The sequence below is a fragment of the Streptomyces sp. NPDC048639 genome, assembly GCF_043199075.1.
GTDB lineage: Bacteria > Actinomycetota > Actinomycetes > Streptomycetales > Streptomycetaceae > Streptomyces.
In genome coordinates, this window is the sequence record NZ_JBICVP010000008.1 from 372,566 (window position 1) to 393,030 (window position 20,465).

At 71.0% G+C, this 20,465-nt stretch carries 22 protein-coding genes; 9 read left to right on the plus strand and 13 right to left on the minus strand.

Going from position 1 to position 20,465, the window contains the following annotated elements:
* The first annotated feature begins 2 nt into the window (after nucleotides 1–2).
* Together ACGFNH_RS23580 and ACGFNH_RS23585 are read left to right on the plus strand one after the other, a co-directional pair.
* The gene (locus ACGFNH_RS23580) at nucleotides 3–1,406 is read left to right on the plus strand and encodes a 3-oxoacyl-ACP reductase (protein WP_393656719.1); all 1,404 of its coding nucleotides are present in this window, start codon (nucleotides 3–5) and stop codon (nucleotides 1,404–1,406) included.
* 178 nt (nucleotides 1,407–1,584) lie between these two features.
* Nucleotides 1,585–2,457 carry a MaoC/PaaZ C-terminal domain-containing protein gene (locus ACGFNH_RS23585; RefSeq protein WP_393656721.1) on the plus strand — a complete coding sequence of 291 codons (873 nt, stop codon included), beginning with the start codon at nucleotides 1,585–1,587 and terminating at the stop codon, nucleotides 2,455–2,457.
* Nucleotides 2,458–2,492: 35 nt separating this feature from the next.
* Here the strand turns inward: ACGFNH_RS23585 and ACGFNH_RS23590 are convergent, their stop codons facing one another.
* Nucleotides 2,493–3,359: a TetR/AcrR family transcriptional regulator gene (locus ACGFNH_RS23590; protein ID WP_393656723.1), complete on the minus strand. Its 867-nt coding sequence runs from the start codon at nucleotides 3,357–3,359 to the stop codon at nucleotides 2,493–2,495.
* A gap of 131 nt (nucleotides 3,360–3,490) precedes the next feature.
* Nucleotides 3,491–4,402 carry a dihydrodipicolinate synthase family protein gene (locus tag ACGFNH_RS23595; protein WP_393656725.1) on the minus strand — a complete coding sequence of 304 codons (912 nt, stop codon included), beginning with the start codon at nucleotides 4,400–4,402 and terminating at the stop codon, nucleotides 3,491–3,493.
* Between the two features lie 71 nt (nucleotides 4,403–4,473).
* Here ACGFNH_RS23595 and ACGFNH_RS23600 point away from each other — a divergent pair, with 71 nt between their 5' ends.
* Complete coding sequence (locus tag ACGFNH_RS23600) at nucleotides 4,474–5,523, plus strand: LysR family transcriptional regulator (protein ID WP_393656727.1); 1,050 nt, start codon at nucleotides 4,474–4,476, stop codon at nucleotides 5,521–5,523.
* A 149-nt stretch (nucleotides 5,524–5,672) separates the two neighbouring features.
* Complete coding sequence (locus ACGFNH_RS23605) at nucleotides 5,673–6,278, plus strand: hypothetical protein (protein ID WP_393656729.1); 606 nt, start codon at nucleotides 5,673–5,675, stop codon at nucleotides 6,276–6,278.
* A gap of 19 nt (nucleotides 6,279–6,297) precedes the next feature.
* On the opposite strand, the gene ACGFNH_RS23610 is transcribed toward ACGFNH_RS23605, so the two are convergent.
* A complete protein-coding gene (locus tag ACGFNH_RS23610; RefSeq protein ID WP_393656731.1) occupies nucleotides 6,298–6,663 on the minus strand; it encodes a hypothetical protein in 366 nt (121 codons plus the stop codon).
* Nucleotides 6,664–6,997: 334 nt separating this feature from the next.
* Between ACGFNH_RS23610 and ACGFNH_RS23615 the strand changes: the two genes are divergently transcribed.
* Nucleotides 6,998–7,141 carry a hypothetical protein gene (locus ACGFNH_RS23615; protein WP_360861154.1) on the plus strand — a complete coding sequence of 48 codons (144 nt, stop codon included), beginning with the start codon at nucleotides 6,998–7,000 and terminating at the stop codon, nucleotides 7,139–7,141.
* Between the two features lie 165 nt (nucleotides 7,142–7,306).
* On the opposite strand, the gene ACGFNH_RS23620 is transcribed toward ACGFNH_RS23615, so the two are convergent.
* Entirely contained in the window at nucleotides 7,307–7,738 is a 432-nt protein-coding gene (locus ACGFNH_RS23620) for an ATP-binding protein (RefSeq protein WP_393656733.1), read from the minus strand.
* 225 nt (nucleotides 7,739–7,963) lie between these two features.
* Here ACGFNH_RS23620 and ACGFNH_RS23625 point away from each other — a divergent pair, with 225 nt between their 5' ends.
* Entirely contained in the window at nucleotides 7,964–9,232 is a 1,269-nt protein-coding gene (locus ACGFNH_RS23625) for an XRE family transcriptional regulator (RefSeq protein ID WP_393656735.1), read from the plus strand.
* 1 nt (nucleotide 9,233) lies between these two features.
* On the opposite strand, the gene cutA is transcribed toward ACGFNH_RS23625, so the two are convergent.
* From cutA to ACGFNH_RS23660, 7 genes are all read right to left on the minus strand, one after another.
* Entirely contained in the window at nucleotides 9,234–9,563 is a 330-nt protein-coding gene (gene cutA, locus ACGFNH_RS23630) for a divalent-cation tolerance protein CutA (RefSeq protein WP_393656737.1), read from the minus strand.
* 119 nt (nucleotides 9,564–9,682) lie between these two features.
* Complete coding sequence (locus ACGFNH_RS23635) at nucleotides 9,683–11,038, minus strand: dicarboxylate/amino acid:cation symporter (protein ID WP_393656739.1); 1,356 nt, start codon at nucleotides 11,036–11,038, stop codon at nucleotides 9,683–9,685.
* Nucleotides 11,039–11,594: 556 nt separating this feature from the next.
* Nucleotides 11,595–11,900 carry a DUF4229 domain-containing protein gene (locus tag ACGFNH_RS23640; protein WP_393656741.1) on the minus strand — a complete coding sequence of 102 codons (306 nt, stop codon included), beginning with the start codon at nucleotides 11,898–11,900 and terminating at the stop codon, nucleotides 11,595–11,597.
* A gap of 84 nt (nucleotides 11,901–11,984) precedes the next feature.
* Nucleotides 11,985–12,545 (minus strand): GNAT family N-acetyltransferase, encoded by a 561-nt coding sequence (locus ACGFNH_RS23645; protein WP_393656743.1) that lies wholly within the window; start codon nucleotides 12,543–12,545, stop codon nucleotides 11,985–11,987.
* 409 nt (nucleotides 12,546–12,954) lie between these two features.
* Nucleotides 12,955–14,118 (minus strand): aminofutalosine synthase MqnE, encoded by a 1,164-nt coding sequence (gene mqnE / locus ACGFNH_RS23650; RefSeq protein WP_393656745.1) that lies wholly within the window; start codon nucleotides 14,116–14,118, stop codon nucleotides 12,955–12,957.
* Between the two features lie 51 nt (nucleotides 14,119–14,169).
* Nucleotides 14,170–14,625 (minus strand): Lrp/AsnC family transcriptional regulator, encoded by a 456-nt coding sequence (locus tag ACGFNH_RS23655; protein ID WP_393656747.1) that lies wholly within the window; start codon nucleotides 14,623–14,625, stop codon nucleotides 14,170–14,172.
* Between the two features lie 129 nt (nucleotides 14,626–14,754).
* Nucleotides 14,755–15,480, minus strand: a complete 726-nt coding sequence (locus tag ACGFNH_RS23660) for a UbiX family flavin prenyltransferase (protein WP_393656749.1) — start codon at nucleotides 15,478–15,480, stop codon at nucleotides 14,755–14,757.
* A gap of 82 nt (nucleotides 15,481–15,562) precedes the next feature.
* Here ACGFNH_RS23660 and ACGFNH_RS23665 point away from each other — a divergent pair, with 82 nt between their 5' ends.
* The gene (locus tag ACGFNH_RS23665) at nucleotides 15,563–16,258 is read left to right on the plus strand and encodes a rhomboid family intramembrane serine protease (RefSeq protein WP_393656750.1); all 696 of its coding nucleotides are present in this window, start codon (nucleotides 15,563–15,565) and stop codon (nucleotides 16,256–16,258) included.
* A gap of 151 nt (nucleotides 16,259–16,409) precedes the next feature.
* Here the strand turns inward: ACGFNH_RS23665 and mqnP are convergent, their stop codons facing one another.
* The gene (gene mqnP, locus ACGFNH_RS23670; protein ID WP_393656752.1) at nucleotides 16,410–17,327 is read right to left on the minus strand and encodes a menaquinone biosynthesis prenyltransferase MqnP; all 918 of its coding nucleotides are present in this window, start codon (nucleotides 17,325–17,327) and stop codon (nucleotides 16,410–16,412) included.
* The gene (locus ACGFNH_RS23675; RefSeq protein WP_393656754.1) at nucleotides 17,324–18,775 is read right to left on the minus strand and encodes a menaquinone biosynthesis decarboxylase; all 1,452 of its coding nucleotides are present in this window, start codon (nucleotides 18,773–18,775) and stop codon (nucleotides 17,324–17,326) included. The genes mqnP and ACGFNH_RS23675 overlap by 4 nt, the downstream gene beginning before the upstream one ends.
* A gap of 112 nt (nucleotides 18,776–18,887) precedes the next feature.
* Here ACGFNH_RS23675 and ACGFNH_RS23680 point away from each other — a divergent pair, with 112 nt between their 5' ends.
* Together ACGFNH_RS23680 and ACGFNH_RS23685 are read left to right on the plus strand one after the other, a co-directional pair.
* Nucleotides 18,888–19,331: a PLDc N-terminal domain-containing protein gene (locus tag ACGFNH_RS23680; protein ID WP_393656756.1), complete on the plus strand. Its 444-nt coding sequence runs from the start codon at nucleotides 18,888–18,890 to the stop codon at nucleotides 19,329–19,331.
* A 56-nt stretch (nucleotides 19,332–19,387) separates the two neighbouring features.
* The gene (locus ACGFNH_RS23685; RefSeq protein ID WP_393656758.1) at nucleotides 19,388–20,461 is read left to right on the plus strand and encodes an isopenicillin N synthase family dioxygenase; all 1,074 of its coding nucleotides are present in this window, start codon (nucleotides 19,388–19,390) and stop codon (nucleotides 20,459–20,461) included.
* The last annotated feature ends 4 nt before the right edge of the window (nucleotides 20,462–20,465 follow it).

The window sequence follows — 20,465 nt, forward strand, 5'->3', positions numbered from 1 at the left end:
CAATGGCCGATCGCTATCTTCGTTTCGCCGGAAGCACTCCTGGCCGATTCCTGACCCGTCGCCTCGGGCTCCCCCGGCCCGCTCCCCTGCACCGGTGGTCGGTACAGCACCCCGCCCTGACCGGCCCCGTGCTCCATCTGCCGGTCGCCGCCTCCCCGCACGGCGCGGAGTTGGCCGCGATCCTCTCGCGGACCGGCCTGGAGGTCCACGAGCGGACACGGCCGGACATCTCGTACGCGGCTGTCGTCCTGGACGCGACCGGTGTCACCGGGACCGGCTCACTCGGCGAGGTGCACGCCGCACTCCACCCCGTCGTGCGCCGGGTCGCGGGCGGCGGCCGCATCGTGGTGCTGGGCGCACGCCCGGACCCGGCCGACCACCACCAGGCGGCGGCGCAGCAGGCACTCGAAGGGTTCGTACGCTCCCTGGGCAAGGAGACCGGCGGAGGGCGCACGGTCCAGCTCGTCCGCCTGGCGCCCGGCGCCGCGGGCTCGGCGGAATCCACGCTCCGCTTTCTCCTCTCCCCCAAGTCCGCCTATGTCAGCGGCCAGGTGATCGAGGTGAGCGGCGCCGGTGAGGGGGACCCGGCGGCCGCGAAGGCGGCGACGGAAGCGGGCATGGAGCTGCGCACCTCCGCGGATACGGGCCTCCACGCGGGCCTGGACCCCGACCGTCCCCTGGCCGGGCGCACGGCCCTGGTCACGGGCAGCGCGCGCGGCATCGGCGCCTCGGTCGCCGAGGTCCTGGCACGCGACGGCGCGCACGTCGTCTGCCTCGACGTTCCGCAGACGGAGGCCGAACTTGCCGCGCTCGCCGACCGGTTGGGCGGTACGGCCCTCACGGTCGACATGACCGCGGAGGACGCGGGCGAGCGCATCGCCGCCGCCGTACCGGGAGGGCTCGACGTCCTGGTCCACAACGCGGGCATCACACGCGACCGCAGACTCGCGAACATGCCCGCCGACCGCTGGGACCAGGTGCTGGAGGTCAACCTCGGCAGCGTCCTGCGGACGACGGACCGCCTCCTGGAGTCGGGGACACTGCGGAGCGGTTCGGGCCGTATTGTCGCCACCGCCTCGATCAGCGGCATCGCGGGCAACGCCGGGCAGACCAACTACGCCGCGAGCAAGGCCGGAATCATCGGATTCGTCCGCTCCCTCGCTCCGCGCGCCCGCGACGAGCACGGCGTCACGGTGAACGCGGTCGCGCCGGGCTTCATCGAGACGAGGATGACCGCGGCCGTACCCCTGCTCCTCCGCGAGGCCGGGCGCCGTATGAACTCCCTTGCCCAGGGCGGACTTCCCATCGACGTCGCCGAGACCACGGCCTGGCTCGCGCATCCCGCCTCGGGCGGGGTCAACGGGCAGGTCGTACGGGTCTGCGGCCAGAGCCTGCTGGGAGCGTGACGGCCGCGTGCGGGACGACGCCAGCGGCTGGGGCGGGGGCAGGGACAGCGGCGGGGACAGCGCCGCCCGGGATGAGGCAGGGCCTGATGCCAGGCCTGATGCCGGTCTTGCCGCCGGACCTGCCGCCGGAGGTGAGGTCCCGGGTGAACCCGGCAGTGACGTCCGCCGGTTCGGGCGCGTGCCGCGGCTGGTGCCCGCGCTCGGTGCCGGGGTGCTGACCGGCATCGGCAAGAGGCCGCGCCCGGAGGCGGCCCTGCCTCGCTTCCGGCTCGTGGTGCCCGGGGTCAGGCCCGACCGGCAGCGCCTCACCGCGTACTCCGAGGTCTGCGGCTTCCCGCCCGGGCACCGACCCTTGCCGCTCACCTATCCGCATGTTCTGGGCTTTCCGCTCGCGGCCCGGCTGATGGCCGCCCGGGCCTTTCCGCTGCCGCTGCCGGGCCTGGTCCATACATCGATCGAGATCACCCAGTGGGCGCCGCTGAGCCCGGACGACAGCGTCGATCTGTCCGTACACGCAGAGGAGTTGAAGGCGCACCGGCGCGGTACGGAGGCAGTGATCGTCACGGAGGCGTGGCGGGACGGGGTACGGGTCTGGCGGGACCTGAGCACGTACCTGGCGCGCGGACCGGCCACGCCCACGGACCGCACGGCGGGCACCGACTCCGCCCCCGCACGTGACCGGGCAGCCGGCGTTGCGGACGGGCCGCTGACGGCGCGTGCCACCTGGCGCCTGCCCCCCGGGCTCGGCCGGCGGCACGCCGCGGTGTCCGGCGACTACAACCCGATCCACCTCCACCCCTGGACCGCGCGGCCGCTCGGCTTCCGCCGTGCGATCGCCCACGGCATGTGGACCTTCGCCCGCTGTGTCGCGGAGTCGGATGCCGCGGCGGCCGAAGAGGTCACCGTACGGGCGGAGTTCCGGAGCCCGGTCCTGCTCCCGTCCTCGGTGACGTACGCGGCTGACGGCCCGGCCTTTGAACTCCGTTCCGGGGACGGCGGCGAGCGGCTCCACCTCAGGGGCGAGGTGACGGCGCCGCCGGCCCGCCGGTGAGCGGGCGCGACCCCGCGCCGCGCCGAGGAAGGGCGCTACCGGTGCCGGCTCCAGCGCTGCCCGTCCATGAGGTTCTCCAGGCCCGACCAGGAGAAGTTCATCAGTATGGCCGCCGCCTCCTTGGCCGACGGGCGGTCCTCACCGCGGTCGTTCGCCCACGCCGCGAGGGACTCCGCCGCCCCGACCAGCGCGTGCGCGAGACCGGAGATCTCGCGCACGGCCAGTGCGTCGGTCCCAGGGGCCATGTTGTCCTCGCCGGCCGCGTCACCCTCGTCGGCTCCGTCGGCTCCGTCGGCTCCGTCGGCTCCGTCGGCTCCGTCGGCTCCGTCGGCCACATGGTCACCGGTGACGGTCGGCGCGGCCTCGGTGGCGCTGCCAGCCCGCCCGGCTGGCCGCGCCTCCCCGCCCTTCGCGCCCTCCCCGCCCTTCGCGCCGCACGCGCTCTCCCGCGCCGCGTCCGCGATGAGCCGGGTGACGAACGCGACGATCTCGGCCCGCATCCCGGCCACTTCGTCCGCGAACGGCTCGCCGTACCTGCGGGCCAGGGTGTGCAGAACCGCCCAGCCGTCAGGGTGCTCCGCGGTGTGCGAGAAGAAGGCCGTGAGCCCGTCCCACAGCAGCCGCTGCGCCGACTCCCGGGGCACGGACCGGTCGCCCGGCAACAGGACCGCGTCGCGCACCGTCTGCACCAGTGCCTCCGACTCCCGCCGGATGCAGGCGCTGAACAGGTCTTCCTTCGACTGGAAGTAGAGATAGACCAACGGCTTGGAGACACCGGCGAGTTCGGCGATCCCGTCCATCGAGGCGTTTCCGTAGCCGCACCGTGCGAAGGTCGTCACCGCCGCGTCGAGCATCTCCTGCTCCCGTACCGCACGCGGCAGCCGCCTGCCCCTCGTACCCACGACCCGTTACCCCTCCGCCCATTCGCTACTCGGAGGTAAGTTTACGGTCCGACGGGGCACCACCCGGGGCATTCCCCCGAAGACGTCAGCTTTCGCCCGGGCAACACCCGGGAACAACCTCGGACGAGCGCCTACTCCCCCAGCCCGGCCAGCCGCTTCAGCGCCGCGTCCACCGCGTCCTGCCCCGCGGGCAGCAGCGGAAGCCGTACGTCCGGTGTGGGGATCCGGCCCTGCGCGTGCAACACCCCCTTGATCACCGTGGGGTTGGGCTCGGCGAACGCGGCGGCCGACAGCCCCGCCAGCTCGTGCCCGAGCTGCCGGGCGCGCCCCGCCCGCCCCTCGCGCCAGGCGTCCGCCAGCTCCACGAACCGGCGGGTGGCCAGGTGCGCCGAGGCGAGAATGCCTCCCGCCGCACCCATCGCCATCAACGGTGACGCGTAGGCGTCGTCCCCCGCCAGGACGGTGAACTCCTGCGGGAGTTCGGGGTCCCCGAGCAGTTCGACGGCCGCCTGATCGATACCGCCCGCCGCGTACTTGAGGGCGACGACCCCGGGGATCCGGGCGAGCGCCCGCAGTGCCTCCCCGCTCAGCGGCTGCGCGGTGCGGTACGGGATGTGGTACGCGACCAGGGGCACCGGGCTCGCTGCCGCCAGCTCGGCGAAGTGCGCGAGGACACCCGCCTCCCCGGGCCGGGTGTAGTACGGGACGGCCACGAGCGCCGCCGTGATCTGCGGCCAGTGCGCCAGCCCGGCCAGCGCGGCCGCGGCGGCCCGGGTGTCGTTGGACCCGGCGCCCACGGTCAGCGTCGCGCCCCGCTCCCCGCACACCCGCGCGCACGTCCCGATCACGGCGCGCTTCTCCGCGGGGTCGAGCGCGGCGGCCTCACCCGTGGTGCCGAGCGCCACGATTCCGGCGGCGCCCGCGTCGAGCACGGAGCGCGCGAGGTCCGCGAGGGCCTCTCCCGCGATCCGCCCGTCGGCGTCGAAAGGGGTAACGAGCGGCACATGGATCCCGTAGAGGGACGCAAGGGTCTTCTGGTCCATGGAACGAGGCTGCGCCATCGCAATCATGCAGGTCCAGTTCGCTTTTCTGGACGTGCCCTTAAGCTGAGCCGATGCTCGACGTCCGACGTCTGCGCCTGCTGCGCGAACTCGCCCTCCGCGGCACCATCGCCGCCGTGGCCGAGGCCCTGGCCTTCACCCCCTCGGCGGTCTCCCAGCAACTCAGCACCCTGGAACGGGAGGCGGGCGTTCCCCTGCTGGAGCGCACCGGACGGCGCGTGGTCCTCACGCCCGCGGGACACAATCTCGTACGCCACGCGGAAGCCGTCCTCGAACGCCTGGAGCAGGCCGCCTCCGAACTCGCCGACACCCGTCAGGGCCTGGCGGGCCCCCTGCGCATCGGCACCTTCCCCACGGCCGCGCGGGCGATCGTCCCGGCGGCGCTGACGACCCTGGCGCGCCAGCACCCCGGCCTGGAGCCGATGGTCTCCGAGATCGACCCGGTGTGCGTGGCGGACGGGATACGGGTGGGCGAGCTGGACGTCGCACTGGTCCACGCGTACGACTTCGTACCTCCGCTCGCCGAACCGGGCCTGGAAAGCAGGCCGTTGTGCGTCGAGTCGATGTTCCTCGCGTCGTACGTGGGGGCGGCATCGGTCTCCGCGGCGGGCGCGGCCGCCGCGGCGACCGCGGCCGGGCCCGGCGAGACGGTCGGCCGGTGGAGGAACGCCCCCTGGATCACCGCGACCCCGGGAACGCTCTGCCACGCGATGACGATCCGCGCCTGCGAAGCCGCCGGCTTCACCCCGCGCATCCGGCACCAGGTGGACGAGTTCACCACCGTGCTCGCCATGGTGGCCGCGGGGCAAGGGGTCGCCCTGGTGCCCCAACTCGCCGTCGGCGACGCACCGGACGGGGTCGCCCTGACGCGGCTGCCGATGAGCCGGCGCACCGCGGTCGCCTTCCGCAGCGGCTCAGGGGGCCACCCCGCGATCGCGGCGATCACCGCGGCGCTGCGCGGCGCAGTGCCCGAGGAACTGCGCGGCACGGTGCCGGAGGAACCGCGCGGCACGGTGCCGGAGGAACCGCGCGGCACGCCCGAGCGGGACCGGCACGGCGCGGCCCCTGGAGAACCGCCCGTCACGTCGGTCGCACATGGCTGACGGGCTTGGCCGGTCACAGGCCGCGGCGCGCACGGGTCGAGCCGTTCGTACCGCCCCATGACGGGAGGATGCGGCGACCGGCCATACTTCTTCCGGGCCGCACAGGACGCCGGTGGACGGACGGCCGTGCCGGACGCAGGGGAGGGCAAGTGGGCGACGGCTGGGGCGCGTTGCTGGTGGCGGTGGTGGGCGTCGCGGGCACCCTGACGGGCACACTGCTCTCGCAGAGCCGCGCCGACCGCACCAAACGGTTGGAGCTGGCGGCGGCAGCCGAACAGCGGCGCGAGGAACGCGACCACGCCGATGCGCTGTTGCAGGCGGAACGCGCCGAGGCCCGCGCGCAGCAGCTTCTCGCACTGCGCCGCGCCTGCTACATCGCCGTGAACACCGCGGCGCGGCAGTACATGACCGCCCAGGTCAACGTCCTGCACGCACTCCGCGACGGGACGGGCGACCTCGACGCCGAGCTCCAGCAGCTGGAAGAACGCCGCACGGCGCACCGCGAGCACTACGCCGAAGCCCAGATGATCATGCCCGTGAAGGTCCTCGCCGTCGCGGGGATCGTGAGCAGGCACCTCAACACGCGGTACGGCACGCTGAAGCGCATCGCCGGGACCACGCCCTGCGACTCGGCCCAACTCCGGGCCTTCGACGAGGGGTTCGACGAGGCGTGGGGACATCTGTCGCACCTGCGCGGCGAGATGCGCGAGGACCTGGCGGTCGACGCGGCCTCCACCGGCTTCGACGACGACTGAGGGCCCGCCGGGCGCGCCGTCAGTCGCTCTCCAGAGCGGGCCGCTCGCCACGCCCGCCACCGCCCCCCGTGACCTCGGGCGCGTACAGGGTCGCCAGCGGCTCCGGCCCGGCGTACCGGCGGCAGGGACACCGCTCGTGCGCGAACCGGATCTCGTCCCCGTCCTCGTCCCACTCCACGGGCTTCTTCACCTCGGCGTAGCAGCGCCCTTCCTTCGGGTCGTGGTACGCGAGGTGGTGACGGCAACCGCATATCGGTTCCGGGCCGTTGATCTCCCGTCGGCGTTCCGTACGGCGGTCGCGGGCCGCGGCCTTCACGCGATCCCAGACGCCGCCCACGACATAGCCACCCGCGATGATCACCACCGCGATCTCGAAACCCGTCACCGCACTCCCCTGCCCACGAGCGCCGCACCACCCGGCGTCTCCGACGTTCTCCCCCGGCCCTGACCAAGCGGTCAGTGTAGAGACAGCGTTCGCGGCAACGGACGGCCCGAAGCCGACGAAAGGGCGCATTCGACGGCGCGCGCCTCGCCACGTCGCGACGAAACCGCCACGCGCGTGCGCACTCCTGGGCGTACCGGCGGGAAAGCCTGCCGTCGTACGTCAACTCGCTGTATTCTCAGGTGAGTTCATCCCCGTTCCTCCTCACAGTTTCGTCGGCCGGATGCCGGCGGAGGCCCTGTCCTTCGGGGCCCGTCCGGAGGAGCGAGGAGGAGCGATGGACGATCAGGACCTGGAGCGGACGAGCAACCGATGGGCCGGGCCGGAGAGGTGGACCGGGCCTGACAAGTGGCAAGTTCTCATCGGCGTGCTGAGTCTTCTCGTCGCGATCGTCGCCTGTGTAGGTCAGTTCGCCCGCTAGCGGCACGCACGCGGGCGCCCCACAGGAGAAGGTCCGGGCACGGCCGGCACTCGCCGAAGGCGGGTCGGTCAACGGGAGAGTGCCTGGGCCCGACCTGAATTCCGTACGCAATCCGTACCCGAATCCGGGCCCGCGGCCGCGGGCGCCTGTTCCGCACAGCCGTCATCACCCATCACCATCCCCGTCAGATGTCGTCACCACAGCCCACACCGCCTTACCGACGCCACCGCGTTCGTTCACGCCCCACTCGTGTGCCAGTGCGGAGACGAGTGCCAAACCACGGCCTGCCTCCGAGTCGAGGTCGGACACACGCCGTTGGGGCTGTTCGTCAGCCGCGTCGTGGACCTCGATCAGGAGGCCCCTGCCAAGTTGGACGTAGCGGGTCTCGATCTCTCGCCCCGGAGGTACGCGGGCATGCTGCAACGCGTTGGTCACGAGCTCTGACAGCACAACGAGGGCCGCGTCCTCGATCTTGGCCAATCCCCAGTCGGCCACAGCCTTTCGCAACTCGGCACGGGCCAGTGCGACGCACCGCGGATGCCGGGCCCAACGGCGCACCACAGCCGACGAATTCAGCGACACCTGAGACTCCTGCATGCCTCAGAGGATGGCGATAGAGCGACGCCCGCGATTCCCGACGAGGGGGGTACCCATGATGGGTAGACTCCGCTCGCAGGTCGGCTGATATTCCTTCTGTGTAGGCAGATTCGGGGAAGTCGCATGTCAGGGCACCGCTCACCAGCATCGTTACCGGCGGACGTCTTGAGTCGCGCCGATGTTCGAGCAGCGTTGAGGTGTCACGATTTCGGCAGGCTTTTCAAGTTGGCTCGGCAATGGGGCGGGATCAGTTTCGTCAAGATCTCAGATGCCTGCGACATCAAACCGGAACGGGTGGGAAAGCTCGCTCGTGGCGAGGGTTCGATCACGACCTACGAGAAGATCGCCCAAATCACCGATGCGATGCACATCCCAGGCCATCTGGTCGGGCTGGCGCCACGCCCTTGGGAGAGCGCACGGACGCCCTCAGGAAGAACCCTCCCAGAGTTGAAGCCGGGGCTCATGCCGGTTACGGACTCCCCCGAACTCCATGATCTCGGGAGTTTCGATCTCGAAGGAGACGACGTGCAGCGCAGGCAGTTCCTTGCCGCATCGATAGGTGTCACCGGCGGAGCGGCCTTTCTGCCCGAGACCGCTGAGGGACGGCGCATCGGAAGCAGAGACGTAGAGCACATCCAACGGCGTACGGCACGGCTTCGTGGCCTCGACGACGTGCTCGGCGGCGCGGACACACGCCTTGTCTACCGGGCCGAACTCGCCACCACCCTGAGGCTGCTGCGGGAGTCCGCCTACACGGAATCCACCGGCCGCCGGTTACTGGGCGTCGTTGCCGAGCAGGCCCAGCAGGCCGGCTGGGCAGCCTTTGACGCAGGTGACCAGCGAGAGGCCTCAGCACTCTACGAAAAGGCCCATCACGCGGCGACCGAAGCCGGAGACTCTGCTCTTGCCGGCAACTCGCTCGCGTTTCTCGCCTATCAGCAAGTCAGCACCGACACATCGGGAGTGGCCACCGCAGCAGCTTCATGCGAGACAGCCGGGCCCGACGCCCCGGCAACCGTGCGCGCGTTGCTCCACGAACGCCGCGCCTGGGCCCATGCGAAGGCTGGACAGGCCAAGGAGGCAGAACACGCCATCGCGCAGGCGGAAGAGGCACTGATCGGAAAGCGTGGTGAACGACCCGGGCCGGACTGGTCATCCTGGGTCGATACCCGAGAGCTTCAGATCATGAAGGGTCGCTGCTGGACCGAGTTGCATCGGCCGCTCAGGGCAGTGCCCGCGCTGGAAGAGGCGCTCGCCGACTTCGATGACACGCACGCCCGTGACAAGTCGCTGTACCTCACGTGGCTCGCGCACGCGTACCTCGACGCCGGAGAGGTCGAACAGTCCACCACGGTGATCGGCAAAGCGATGGACCTCTCGGCCGGAGTCGGCTCTGTCCGGCCCCAGGAGAGGGCACTTGAGTTCCTGTTACGCCTCCGTCCGCATCGATCACTGACGCCCGTTGCCGAGCTGCTGGACCGCGCGGCCATGTGACTCAGTCCGAGGTGTCTGCCACGGTCCGGTGGACCCAATCGACGTACCCGGGAGCACCCGCCACGACCGGCACCGCGATGATCTCAGGGTTCTTCCACGGGTGCCGCTCGAGAAGGTGTGCTTCCAGCTCGGGATAGCGCTCAGCCGTGGTCTTGAAGATCACCTGCCATTCCTCGCCCTGCCCGAACTCACCCAGGTGCCAGTAGAGCGAGGCCACCGGTCCCACCACCTGAACACCCGCTGCCAGACGGGCTTCTGTCGCGCTCTTGCCCAGCGCCACAGCTGCCTCGCGGCTCTCTGTCGCTGTGTAGACCTGCACGCAATCAGCCATGTTCCGAGGCTACCGACGACCGCAGTCGAGGTTCCAACTGCCGTACGGGGCACACCACGCCCCCATGACAGAATCCCCGATACCCGGAGGTGATCGGGGACTCCGCGGCTGGCGACGACCTACGCAGCAGCCGGGGCGGGCTCGGCGTCCACGTCCGCGTCCGCGTCCAGACCGACGCTCCCGGCGCTGTCGTACGCCTCGCGGTCGAGGATTCCCTCGCGGCCGGACACCAGCAGCGGGACGACGACCTGACCCGCCACATTCGTGGCCGTCCGCATCATGTCCAGCACCGGGTCTATCGCCAGCAGCAGGCCGACACCCTCCAGCGGGAGGCCGAGCGTGGACAGGGTGAGGGTGAGCATCACCGTCGCGCCCGTCAGACCCGCGGTGGCCGCCGAGCCGATGACCGAGACGAAGGCGATCAGCAGGTAGTCGCCGATGCCCAGGTTCACCCCGAAGATCTCCGCGATGAAGATGGCGGCGAGCGCCGGGTAGATCGCGGCGCAGCCGTCCATCTTCGTCGTGGCGCCGAACGGCACGGCGAAGGACGCGTATTCGCGCGGGACGCCGAGCCGCTCGGTGACGCGCTGCGTGACCGGCATCGTGCCCACGGACGACCGCGAGACGAAGGCGAGCTGGATCGCCGGCCAGGCACCGCGGAAGAACTGCACCGGGTTGACCTTGCCGACCGTCGCGAGCAGCAGCGGGTAGACGCCGAACATCACCAGGGCGCATCCGATGTAGACGTCCGCGGTGAAGGTGGCGTACTTGCCGATGAGGTCCCAGCCGTACGTGGCGATGGCGAAGCCGATGAGGCCGAGGGTGCCCAGCGGCGCGAGGCGGATGACCCACCAGAGGGCCTTCTGGAGCAGCTCCAGCACGCTGTGGCTGAGCCGCAGGATCGGCTCGGCCTTCTCTCCGAGCTGCAGGGCGGCGATGCCCGCCACAACCGCGAGGAAGACGATCTGCAGGACGTTGAGCTCGGTGAATGGCGTGACGACGTCCGTCGGGACGATGCCGGTCAGGAAGTCCAGCCAGGAGCCGGCCTCTTCGGGCTTGGCGCCGTCCTTGGCGGTGAGGCCGGTGCCGGCGCCGGGGTTGGTGATCAGGCCGATCGCCAGGCCGATGGCGACCGCGATCAGCGACGTGATCATGAACCACAGCAGGGTGCGGCCGGCCAGCCTGGCCGCGTTGTTGACCTTCCGCAGATTGGTGATCGACACCAGGATCGCGAAGAAGACGAGCGGCGCGACGGCCAGCTTCAGCAGCTGGACGAAAATCGAGCCGATCTTGTCGAGGGTGGTGACGAGCCAGCCGACGTCACCGCTGCGGGCTATCCAGCCGAGCAGCACGCCGAGGACGAGACCCAGCAGGATCTGGGCCCAGAACGGCACCTTGGGGAAGGAGAAGCCTGACGGCTTCCGGGCGGGCGCCTCGGGCGAGGGCGCGGACGTTTCGGGGGAAGACACGGACACACTCCGGCGGGTGAAGACCTACGGGGACGGGGTGCGGCGGGCCGTGACGTTACTGACGCGGATGGGACTGTCGCGTGGAGGTACGGACGGCAGCGCCGATGCTATGTCGCTCAGCTGCGGCGGCAACAGGCCGCGGACATACAGCAATTGCAGCGACAGAACCCGACGGGCAGGCGCGCCGGGAGCGGATGCCCCACGGCGTGGCGGTGCGCGGCTGCTGTCGTCATGCCGAGCACGTTAACACTTGAACTTTGAGTACTTCAAAGTTCTGCTTTGAGTCAGAGGCTTGCGGAGACGCCAACACCCCACCCGGAGGCGGCTGCTCCGCGGCGGGGTGCCTGAGGGATGTGACGAGCGTTACGTGCGCGCGGGTGGGCGAGCGTTACGTGTGCGCGGGTGGGGGAGCGTTACGTGCGGCGAGCACTCCGCCTGGCCGACGCCGTACGGCTACCGCTCCGCGCGGCGAGGGCGTACGCGCCGCGAGGGCGTACGCGCCGCGAGGGCGTACGCGCCGCGAGAGGAACAGGCCGGGCGAGAGGCGCACGTGCGGCGAGCGCTACGCGTCTTCCTGCGCCTGGTTCGCCGTCAGCCGCGTCTTCGCGCGGTCGACCGTGCCGACGATCTGCTCCGACATCGCTTCGCGCTGCTTGCGCAGCAGCACCCAGCTCAGCGGGGCGGAAAGGATCAGCGCGAGCAGGACCACCCAGACGAAGTTGGAATCCCCGAGCCCGCTCGGCAGGAGGCGGAAGTAGGTCAGGCCCCAGACGACGAGGAAGCAGCCGGCGAAGACGCCGAGCCGCATCGCGGTGTAGCGGAGCGTCGCGCGCTGCTTGCTGCCACTGCTGCTCGTACTCGTGCTCACGGGTCCGACCTTCTTCTCCGGCTGTGGGTGTCTCCGGCGGGCTCTCGCGCCGACCGCTTCCAGTGAAGCATGTGCCCCCGGCGATCAGTGGAGCGGGAGCCACATGGTGACGTCGTCGCGGTAGTCGTCCTCCGCGACCTTGACCGCGCCGGGCACCCGCCCGACCTCCTTGTAGCCGCAGGCGGCGTAGAACCGCTCCAGGTTCTCGCCGCCCCGGCAGGTGAGCCGGATCCCCTGGATGCCCTCCATGCCCTCCCCCGTGCGGGCGGCCTCCTCGGCGGCGGCCATGAGCGCGCGCCCGTATCCCTTGCCCTGGTGGGCGGGGTGCACCATCACCGTGTAGAGCCAGCACCAGTGGCTCATCAGCCGGTGGGTGTTGAGGGTGAAGAAGGCGGTCGCGGCGACCTCGCCGCGCTCGTCGCGGCCGACGAGCAGCCGGGTGCGGCCGTCCGACATGGCGGCGAGGTGCTTGACGAGTTCGGGTCGGATGTCGTCGGCGGTCACGGGCGGTACGAAGCCGACGGCACCGCCGGCGTTCGAGACGTCCGCCCAGAGCCGGCAGACCCCGTCTCGCAGCTCGCGCGTCATCTCGGGGTCCAGGTCGAAGGTGAGCGGCGTGAACGGCGTGAACGGCGTGAACGGCATGCCACTGACCCTAACCGGGCGGGCGCAGCGCCTCCGCGGCGATCCGCAGGTCGGACACCAGCCCCTGGTACGTCGCCTCCCGGTCGTCCTAGCGCAGGACGGGGAGGGGTGGATGGTGGCGACCAGGCGCGCCCCCCGGCCTCGCTCTCCCCCTCGGGGGAACCGTCCGCCGAACCGTCGCCCCGGCCGCCGGGCCACCCATCGACCGAGGGGCACGGCAGCAGCATCCCGCGCTGCTCGGTCACCAGGAACGACGGCCCGAGCAGCGCCTCCCGGCCGCCGCGCCGAGCGCGACGATCACTTCCCGAAGTCCTGCCCCGTGCGCTCGGGCGCCTGCCCCGAAGTCCCGCCCGGCGCGCACGGCCGCGCCTCGGACGCCCATCGGACCTGCCTCGGACTGCCTCCGACCTCACACCCGCATCGGCTGCGGCGACTCGCGCCGGTCCGCGTCCGGGCCCGGGTACTCGCGGATGACCTCGTACCGCGTGTTCCGCTCGACCGGCCGGAAGCCGGCGTCGCGGATGAGGTCGAGCAGGTCGTCGCGGGTCAGCTTGTTCGGGGTGCCGAAGTTGTCCGCGTCGTGCGTGATCTTGTACTCGACGACGGAGCCGTCCATGTCGTCCGCGCCGTGCTGGAGCGCGAGCTGCGCGGTCTGCACGCCGTGCATCACCCAGAAGACCTTGACGTGCGGGACGTTGTCGAAGAGGAGACGGGAGACCGCGAAGGTCTTCAGCGCCTCGGCCCCGGTCGCCATGGTCGTACGGGCCTGCAGTCGGTTACGGACCTTGCCGTCCTGCATGTCCACGAAGTCGTGCTGGTAGCGCAGCGGGATGAAGACCTGGAAGCCGCCGGTCTCGTCCTGCAGCTCGCGCAGCCGCAGGACGTGGTCCACGCGGTGCCGGGGCTCCTCGATGTGCCCGTAGAGCATCGTGCACGGGGTCTTGAGGCCCTTCTCGTGCGCGAGGCGGTGGATGCGCGACCAGTCCTCCCAGTGGGTGCGGTGGTCGACGATGTGCTGCCGGACGTCCCAGTCGAAGATCTCGGCGCCGCCGCCGGTGAGCGACTCCAGGCCGGCGTCGATCAGTTCGTCGAGGATCTCGCTCGCGCTCAGCTTCGAGATGGTCTCGAAGTGATGGATCTCGGTCGCCGTGAAGGCCTTCAGCGAGACGTGCGGGAGGGCTTCCTTGAGGGCCTTGAGCGAGCGGGGGTAGTAGCGCCAGGGCAGCGTCGGGTGCAGGCCGTTGACGATGTGCAGCTCGGTGAGGTTCTCGGCCTCCATCGACTTGGCGAGGCGCACGGCCTCCTCGATGCGCATCGTGTACGCGTCCTTCTCCCCCGGCTTGCGCTGGAAGGAGCAGTACGCGCAGGACGCGGTGCACACGTTCGTCATGTTGAGGTGGCGGTTGACGTTGAAGTGGACGACGTCGCCGTTCTTCCGCATCCGCACCTCGTGGGCCAGGCCGCCCAGCCAGGCGAGGTCGTCGGACTCGTAGAGAGCCAGGCCGTCCTCCCGGGTCAGCCGCTCCCCGGCGTGGACCTTCTCCTCCAGCTCGCGCTTGAGCCCCGCGTCCATGCCGCCGCCTCTCCTGTACTCCGCCGAAATCGGGCCTGAACGAGCCTACGCCTAGACGCTCTCGGGCAGCTCGCCGACCCGGTTCTCCCACTTGGTGGAGAGCACGACGGTGGTACGGGTGCGGGAGACGCCCTTGGTGCCGGACAGCCGGCGGATGGTCTTCTCCAGCCCGTCCACATCGCCGACGCGGACCTTGAGCATGTAGGAGTCGTCACCGGCGATGAACCAGCAGTCCTCGATCTCCTCGAGGTCGCGCAGCCGGCGCGCCACGTCCTCGTGGTCGGTGGCGTCGGAGAGGGAGATGCCGATGAGGGCGGTCACCCCGAGCCCGAGCGTGGCGGCGTTGACGGTCGCGCGATAGCCGGTGATGACCCCGGCCGCCTCCAGACGGTTGATCCGGTCCGTGACGCTGGGCCCGGAGAGTCCGACCAGCCGTCCGAGTTCGGCGTACGAGGCCCGGCCGTTCTCCCGCAGTGCCTGAATGAGCTGCCTGTCAACCGCGTCCATCACTGGCGCCTTCCATTGTTCACAATGTCAGGCTCCAGTATAAAGATTCAAAGGCATACGAGCCAACTCGCCTGCGAATCGACCTAAGGATCCAAGGCATCCCAGGCTCCCACGGCAGACGCGGTCCGGCTAGGCCTGCTCCCGGGATCCGCCGATCGCCCCGTCCCAGCGGCGGTACAGCTTGTGCGGGACCCCCGCGGCGTCGAGCACCCGGCCGGCCACGAAATCCACCAGGTCCTGGATGTCGTGCGCGCCCGCGTAGAACGCCGGTGACGCCGGCGTCACCACCGCACCCGCCCGGTCCAGCGCCACCAGGTGCTCCAGGGTCTGCCCGTTCAGCGGCGTCTCCCGCACCGCGACGACCAGGGGGCGGCGCTCCTTGAGCGTCACACTCGCCGCCCGCTGCAGCAGGTCCTTAGAGAGCCCGAGCGCGACACCGGCCACGCATGCCGTGCTCGCGGGGACGATCAGCATCCCCTTGACCGGGTACGAGCCCGACGACGGTCCCGCGGCCAGGTCACCGGCCGCCCAGTGCCGTACGTCCGACCGCTCGGGCAGGGCCGTCAGGTCCGGCAGCGCGGCCGCGAACCGGTCCGGCGTGCCGTCCGCACCCCGCGCCAGCCAGCTCCGCAGGTCCTCGCGCCAGTGCGCGTCGCGGAAGGCGATACCGGTCTCGTCCAGGAGGGTGAGCCGTGACGCGCGGCTGACGACGAGGTCGACGGCCTCGCCCGCGTGCAGCAGCGCACGCAGCACGGCCGCGGCGTACGGCGTGCCGGAGGCTCCGGACACCCCGACCACCCAGGGCCGGCGCTGCCCGGTACCGGCGTCGGCGCTCGGTCTCTCCTGCGGCTGCACGCACCGAGCCTATCCGTCGGGGCCGCAAGGAACCCGGGGGGCCGTTCCGGGCGTTGTCGGGGTGGAGGAAAGGGGGTCGTCCATGGTGTACGGACCTTCCGGTTTCGGTTCGCCGGACCCCGGGTCGTACGGCCCGGGGCGCTATGGCTCCGGCCCGTCGCCTTACGGGACCGGACCGGCGCGGCCCGCCGCGCCGGCGCGCAGGGAGCGTGTGAAGGCCGCGGCCCTGATCGTGCTGGCGTGGGTGGCGCTGCTCTGGCTGCTGGAGGCGCTGGACGTCGCGAGCGGCCACGCCCTGGACACGTACGCGGTCACGCCGCGCGAGATCGGCGAGTTGCGGGACGTGGTGCCCGCGGCCTTCCTCCACTTCGGGTTCGGCCACCTCATGGCGAACACCGTGCCGCTGCTGATCCTCGGCTTCATCGCCGCCGTCAGCGGGATACGCCGCTTCGCCGGAGTGGTCGCGGTGATCATCCTGACGAGCGGGCTGGGCGTATGGCTCTTCGCCCCTGCCGGCACCTTCACGGCGGGCGCGTCGGGCGTGGTCTTCGGCCTGTTCGGCTATCTGCTGGTGCGCGGCTTCGTCGACCGGCGGCCGACGTGGGTGGGCATCGGCCTGGTGGTGGGGGTGCTCTACGGGTCGATCCTGTGGGGCGCGCTGCCGACGGACTCGGGCATCAGCTGGCAGGGCCATCTCTTCGGCCTGCTCGGCGGCGTGCTGGCCGCCTTCCTCTTCCGCGAGCACCGTGAGCAGCGCGGCGGGGAACTCACTGGCTGACGGGGGGACTGTCCGCGCACGAGGGCCCTGCGGGCGCGGGGCGACTCCGGGTCGCCGCGGCAACTCCCGGACGGCGCGGTGCAACTCCGGGTCGCCGCAGTGTCAACTCCCGGACGGCGCGCGGCCGTCCGGAAGCACTTTCCGCCCGCCCTCAGACGCCGAGCCCGCGAATCATCAGGTCGAGCAGCGCGCACCCGAAGAGTGCGATGCCGATGAAGCCGTTGACCGTGAAGAACGCCCGGTTCAGCCGGGACAGGTCGTGCGGCCTGACGATCGTGTGCTCGTAGAGGAAGGCCGCCGCGACGACCACCAGTCCCGCCCAGTAGAGGATCCCGGCGCCGGTCGCCACCCCGTACCAGACGAGCAGCCCGGTGGTGACGGCGTGGCAGACCCGGGCGCCGTACAGCGCGGCCGGGATGCCGAACCGGGCCGGGACGGACAGCACGCCGTGCGCACGGTCGGCCTGCACGTCCTGGCAGGCGAAGATCAGGTCGAAGCCGCCGATCCACACGCCCACCGCCAGGCCGAGGATCACCGCGTCCCACGACCAGGTCCCGGTGACGGCGAGCCACGCGCCTACCGGCCCCATGGCCTGGGCCAGTCCGAGGATCGCGTGCGGGTAGTGGGTGAACCGCTTCCCGTACGGATAGACGACCATCGGGATCACGGCGACGGGGGCCAGCGCGAGGCACAGCGGGTTCAGCAGCGCAGCCGCGCCCAGGAACACGACGACGGCGAAGAGGGCGCCGGTCCATGCGGACCGTACGGACACGGCGCCGGTGACCAGTTCACGCCCCGCGGTGCGCGGATTGCGGGCGTCGATCTCGCGGTCGATGATCCGGTTGCAGGCCATGGCGAAGGTGCGCAGGCCCACCATCGCGACGGTGATCAGGAGCAGTTCCCTCCAGTGGACGGTCCCGTCCTCGAGGAACATCGCGGTGAGCGCTGCGATGTAGGCGAAGGGCAGCGCGAAGACCGAGTGCTCGATCATCACCAGCCGCAGGAAGGCCCGGATCCCGCCGCGCGCAGGCGCGGGCCCGGACCCGAGGACGCCCTCTGCCGCGCTCACAGGCCGTACTCCTTCCACCGGCGGTCGACCTTCGCGGCCGTGTCCGGATCCGACTCGACCATGTCGGGCCAGCCGCCGTCGCGCGTGTAGCCCTCCTCCGGCAGCTTCCGGGTCGCGTCGATGCCCGCCTTGCCGCCCCAGAACTGCTGGTACGAGGCGTGGTCGAGGTGGTCGACCGGGCCCTCGACGACCGTGAGGTCCCGTGCGTAGTCGGTGTTGCCGAGCGCCCGCCATGCGACCTCGTGCAGATCGTGCACGTCGCAGTCGGCGTCGACGACCACGATGAGCTTGGTCAGCGACATCATGTGAGCGCCCCAGATGGCGTGCATGACCTTCTGCGCGTGCTTCGGGTACTTCTTGTCGATCGAGACGATCGCGCAGTTGTGGAAGCCGCCCGCCTCGGGCAGGTGGTAGTCCACGATGTCGGGCACGATGATCTTCAGCAGCGGCAGGAAGAACCGCTCGGTCGCCCGCCCCAACGGCCCGTCCTCGGTCGGCGGCCTGCCGACCACGATCGACTGGAGCAGCGGGCGGCGCCGCATCGTCACGCAGTCGATGGTCAGTGCGGGGAAGTCCTCCTGCGGCGTGTAGAAGCCGGTGTGGTCACCGAACGGGCCCTCGGGCAGCATCTTCCCGGGCTCCAGCCAGCCCTCCAGGACGACCTCGGCGTGGGCCGGGACCTGCAGCGGCACGGTCTTGCAGTCCACCATCTCGACGCGCTTGCCCTGCACGAACCCGGCGAACAGGTACTCGTCGATGTCCCCGGGCAGCGGGGCCGTCGACGCGTAGGTGACGGCGGGCGGGCACCCGAAGGCGATGGCAACCGGCAGCCTCTCACCGCGCCGGGCGGCCACCTGGTAGTGGTTCCGGCTGTCCTTGTGGATCTGCCAGTGCATGCCGATGGTGCGGCGGTCGTGGCGCTGGAGGCGGTACAGCCCGAGGTTGCGCACGCCGCTTTCGGGGTCCTTGGTGTGGGTGAGCCCGAGGTTGAAGAAGGACCCGCCGTCATCGGGCCAGGTGAACAGCGCCGGGAGCCGGTCGAGATCCACGTCGTCACCCGTCAGGACGACTTCCTGGACCGGGCCGTCCTTCACCCGCTTCGGCGGCACGTGGGCCATGCTGCCGAGCTTGCCGAACGCCTCGCGCATCCCGACGAATCCGTGCGGCAGCTCCGGCTTCAGCAGCCCGCCGATCTTGCCGCTGATGTCGTCGTAGGAGGTGAGGCCGAGCGATTTGAGGAGGCGCCGGTCGGTGCCGAAGACGTTCATGGCCAGCGGCATCGCCGAGCCCTTGACGTTCTCGAAGAGCAGCGCCGGGCCGCCCGCCTTGTTCACCCGGTCGACGATCTCACCGACTTCCAGATACGGGTCGACTTCGGCCGTGATGCGCTTGAGGTCGCCGTCGCGCTCCAGCGCCCGCAGGAGCGAGCGAAGATCGTCGTAAGCCATACGCCCCAGTATCTGTCACCTCCTACCGTGGATACGCCACCGGGGGCCTACCCTGGACGCGTCATCAGGGCCGCCCCCGGCCCTCCTCCGCATCCCGGGAGACCGCTCCACCATGCTCAGGTATCTGCCCTTCCTGCTGGTCCTGGGGCTGTGGATCTACGCCTTCATCGACTGCCTCAACACGCCCGAGGACCAGGTGCGCAAGCTCCCCAAGCCCGCTTGGGTCCTCATCATCGTGCTCTTCGGCTATCTCCTCTTCGGCTCCCTTGCCTGGCTGCTTGCGGGACGCGCGCGCCGGTCCGAGGCGGCGCGGGGCACGCGCCCGTACGGGGCCGGGCGGGGGCGTGCGCGCTGGGTGGCGCCGGACGACAACCCCGAGTTCCTCAAGTCGCTGGGGCAGGACGGGGACAAGGGCAAGGAGAAGGGCCAGGAGAAGGACAAGCAGGGGGAGCCGGACCGGGACGGGATCCAGGACCGGGACGGAGACCGTGACGGGGACCGGGACCGGGACCGCGACGGGGACCGGGACCACGGTCCGGACGACAAGCGCCCCTGACCGCGGCGGGGCGCCGGCCCAGGGGCTCCGCAGCTCGCCGTGCGAGGAGTGATCACGTGGCCCGTTCCCGTATTCCGTCCATCGATCTCGGTCCATGGCTGTCCGGCGACGCGGAAGAGCGCGAGCGGACCGCGCGACAGGTCGACGAGGCGCTGCGGACGGCCGGATTCCTGCTGATCACCGGTCATGGGGTCGACCCGGCGCTGCGCACCGGGATCCGCGAGGCCGCCCGCGCCTTCTTCCGGCTGCCGGAGGCCGCCAAGCGCCCGTACGCGGTGAAGGTCGGCGGCCGGGGCTGGCTGGGACCGGGCGCGGAGGCCAACGCCTACGCGGACACCGCTGCCGATACCTCTTCCGGCTCGGACTCGGGCTCGAACTCGGGCTTGGGCTCGAACTCGGGCTTGGGCTCGAACTCGGGCTTGAACTCGGGCACGGGCTCGGACCGGGTGAAGAGCCCGCCGGACCTCAAGGAGTCGCTCTCCTTCGCCGCCGAGGAGCCGACGGGTGACGCAGAGATCGACGCGGAGTGGTTCCTGCCCAACACCTGGCCGCTGGAGGCGCCGGAGCTGCGCCCGCTGGTCGAGGCGTATCTCGCGCGGATGCGGACGCTGTCCGACACGGTGCTGGAACTGCTGGCACGGGCACTCGGCCTCCCGGCGGAGTACTTCACCCGGCACACGGGTCACCCCACCTGGGGCTTCAACATCAACTGGTATCCGGGCAGGGACGTCGTGGGCGAACCGGAGCCGGGCCAGTTCCGCATCGGCCCGCACACCGACTTCGGGACGGTCACCCTCCTCGACCGGCAGCACGGCAAGGGCGGGCTGCAGGTCTTCACGGATGAAGGAGGCTGGGAGGACGCGCCGTACGATCCGGCGGCTTTCACCGTCAACATCGGCGATCTGATGGCCCGTTGGACGGGCGACCGCTGGCGCTCGGGCCGCCACCGGGTGCTGCCCCCACCGGCCGACGCCCCGGCGGAGGAACTGATGTCACTGGTGTACTTCTACGAGTGCGACCCGCGGACACATGTGGAGTCGCTGCCCGCGCCGGTCGGCAGGATCGCGTACGAACCGGTGGACTCGCACACGTACTTGCGCGCCAAGCTCGACGCGATCAGCGCGGACTGACCGC

What these genes read in the sequence shown, in the direction of transcription:
- ACGFNH_RS23580 (WP_393656719.1), top strand. Translation starts at nt 3, where the DNA reads ATGGCCGATCGCTATCTTCGTTTCGCCGGAAGCACTCCTGGCCGATTC.
- ACGFNH_RS23595 (WP_393656725.1), bottom strand. Translation starts at nt 4,402, where the DNA reads ATGGACCAGAAGACCCTTGCGTCCCTCTACGGGATCCATGTGCCGCTC.
- ACGFNH_RS23600 (WP_393656727.1), top strand. Translation starts at nt 4,474, where the DNA reads ATGCTCGACGTCCGACGTCTGCGCCTGCTGCGCGAACTCGCCCTCCGC.
- ACGFNH_RS23615 (WP_360861154.1), top strand. Translation starts at nt 6,998, where the DNA reads ATGGACGATCAGGACCTGGAGCGGACGAGCAACCGATGGGCCGGGCCG.
- ACGFNH_RS23620 (WP_393656733.1), bottom strand. Translation starts at nt 7,738, where the DNA reads ATGCAGGAGTCTCAGGTGTCGCTGAATTCGTCGGCTGTGGTGCGCCGT.
- cutA (WP_393656737.1), bottom strand. Translation starts at nt 9,563, where the DNA reads ATGGCTGATTGCGTGCAGGTCTACACAGCGACAGAGAGCCGCGAGGCA.
- ACGFNH_RS23645 (WP_393656743.1), bottom strand. Translation starts at nt 12,545, where the DNA reads ATGCCGTTCACGCCGTTCACGCCGTTCACGCCGCTCACCTTCGACCTG.
- mqnE (WP_393656745.1), bottom strand. Translation starts at nt 14,118, where the DNA reads ATGGACGCGGGGCTCAAGCGCGAGCTGGAGGAGAAGGTCCACGCCGGG.
- ACGFNH_RS23655 (WP_393656747.1), bottom strand. Translation starts at nt 14,625, where the DNA reads ATGGACGCGGTTGACAGGCAGCTCATTCAGGCACTGCGGGAGAACGGC.
- ACGFNH_RS23665 (WP_393656750.1), top strand. Translation starts at nt 15,563, where the DNA reads ATGGTGTACGGACCTTCCGGTTTCGGTTCGCCGGACCCCGGGTCGTAC.
- ACGFNH_RS23675 (WP_393656754.1), bottom strand. Translation starts at nt 18,775, where the DNA reads ATGGCTTACGACGATCTTCGCTCGCTCCTGCGGGCGCTGGAGCGCGAC.
- ACGFNH_RS23680 (WP_393656756.1), top strand. Translation starts at nt 18,888, where the DNA reads ATGCTCAGGTATCTGCCCTTCCTGCTGGTCCTGGGGCTGTGGATCTAC.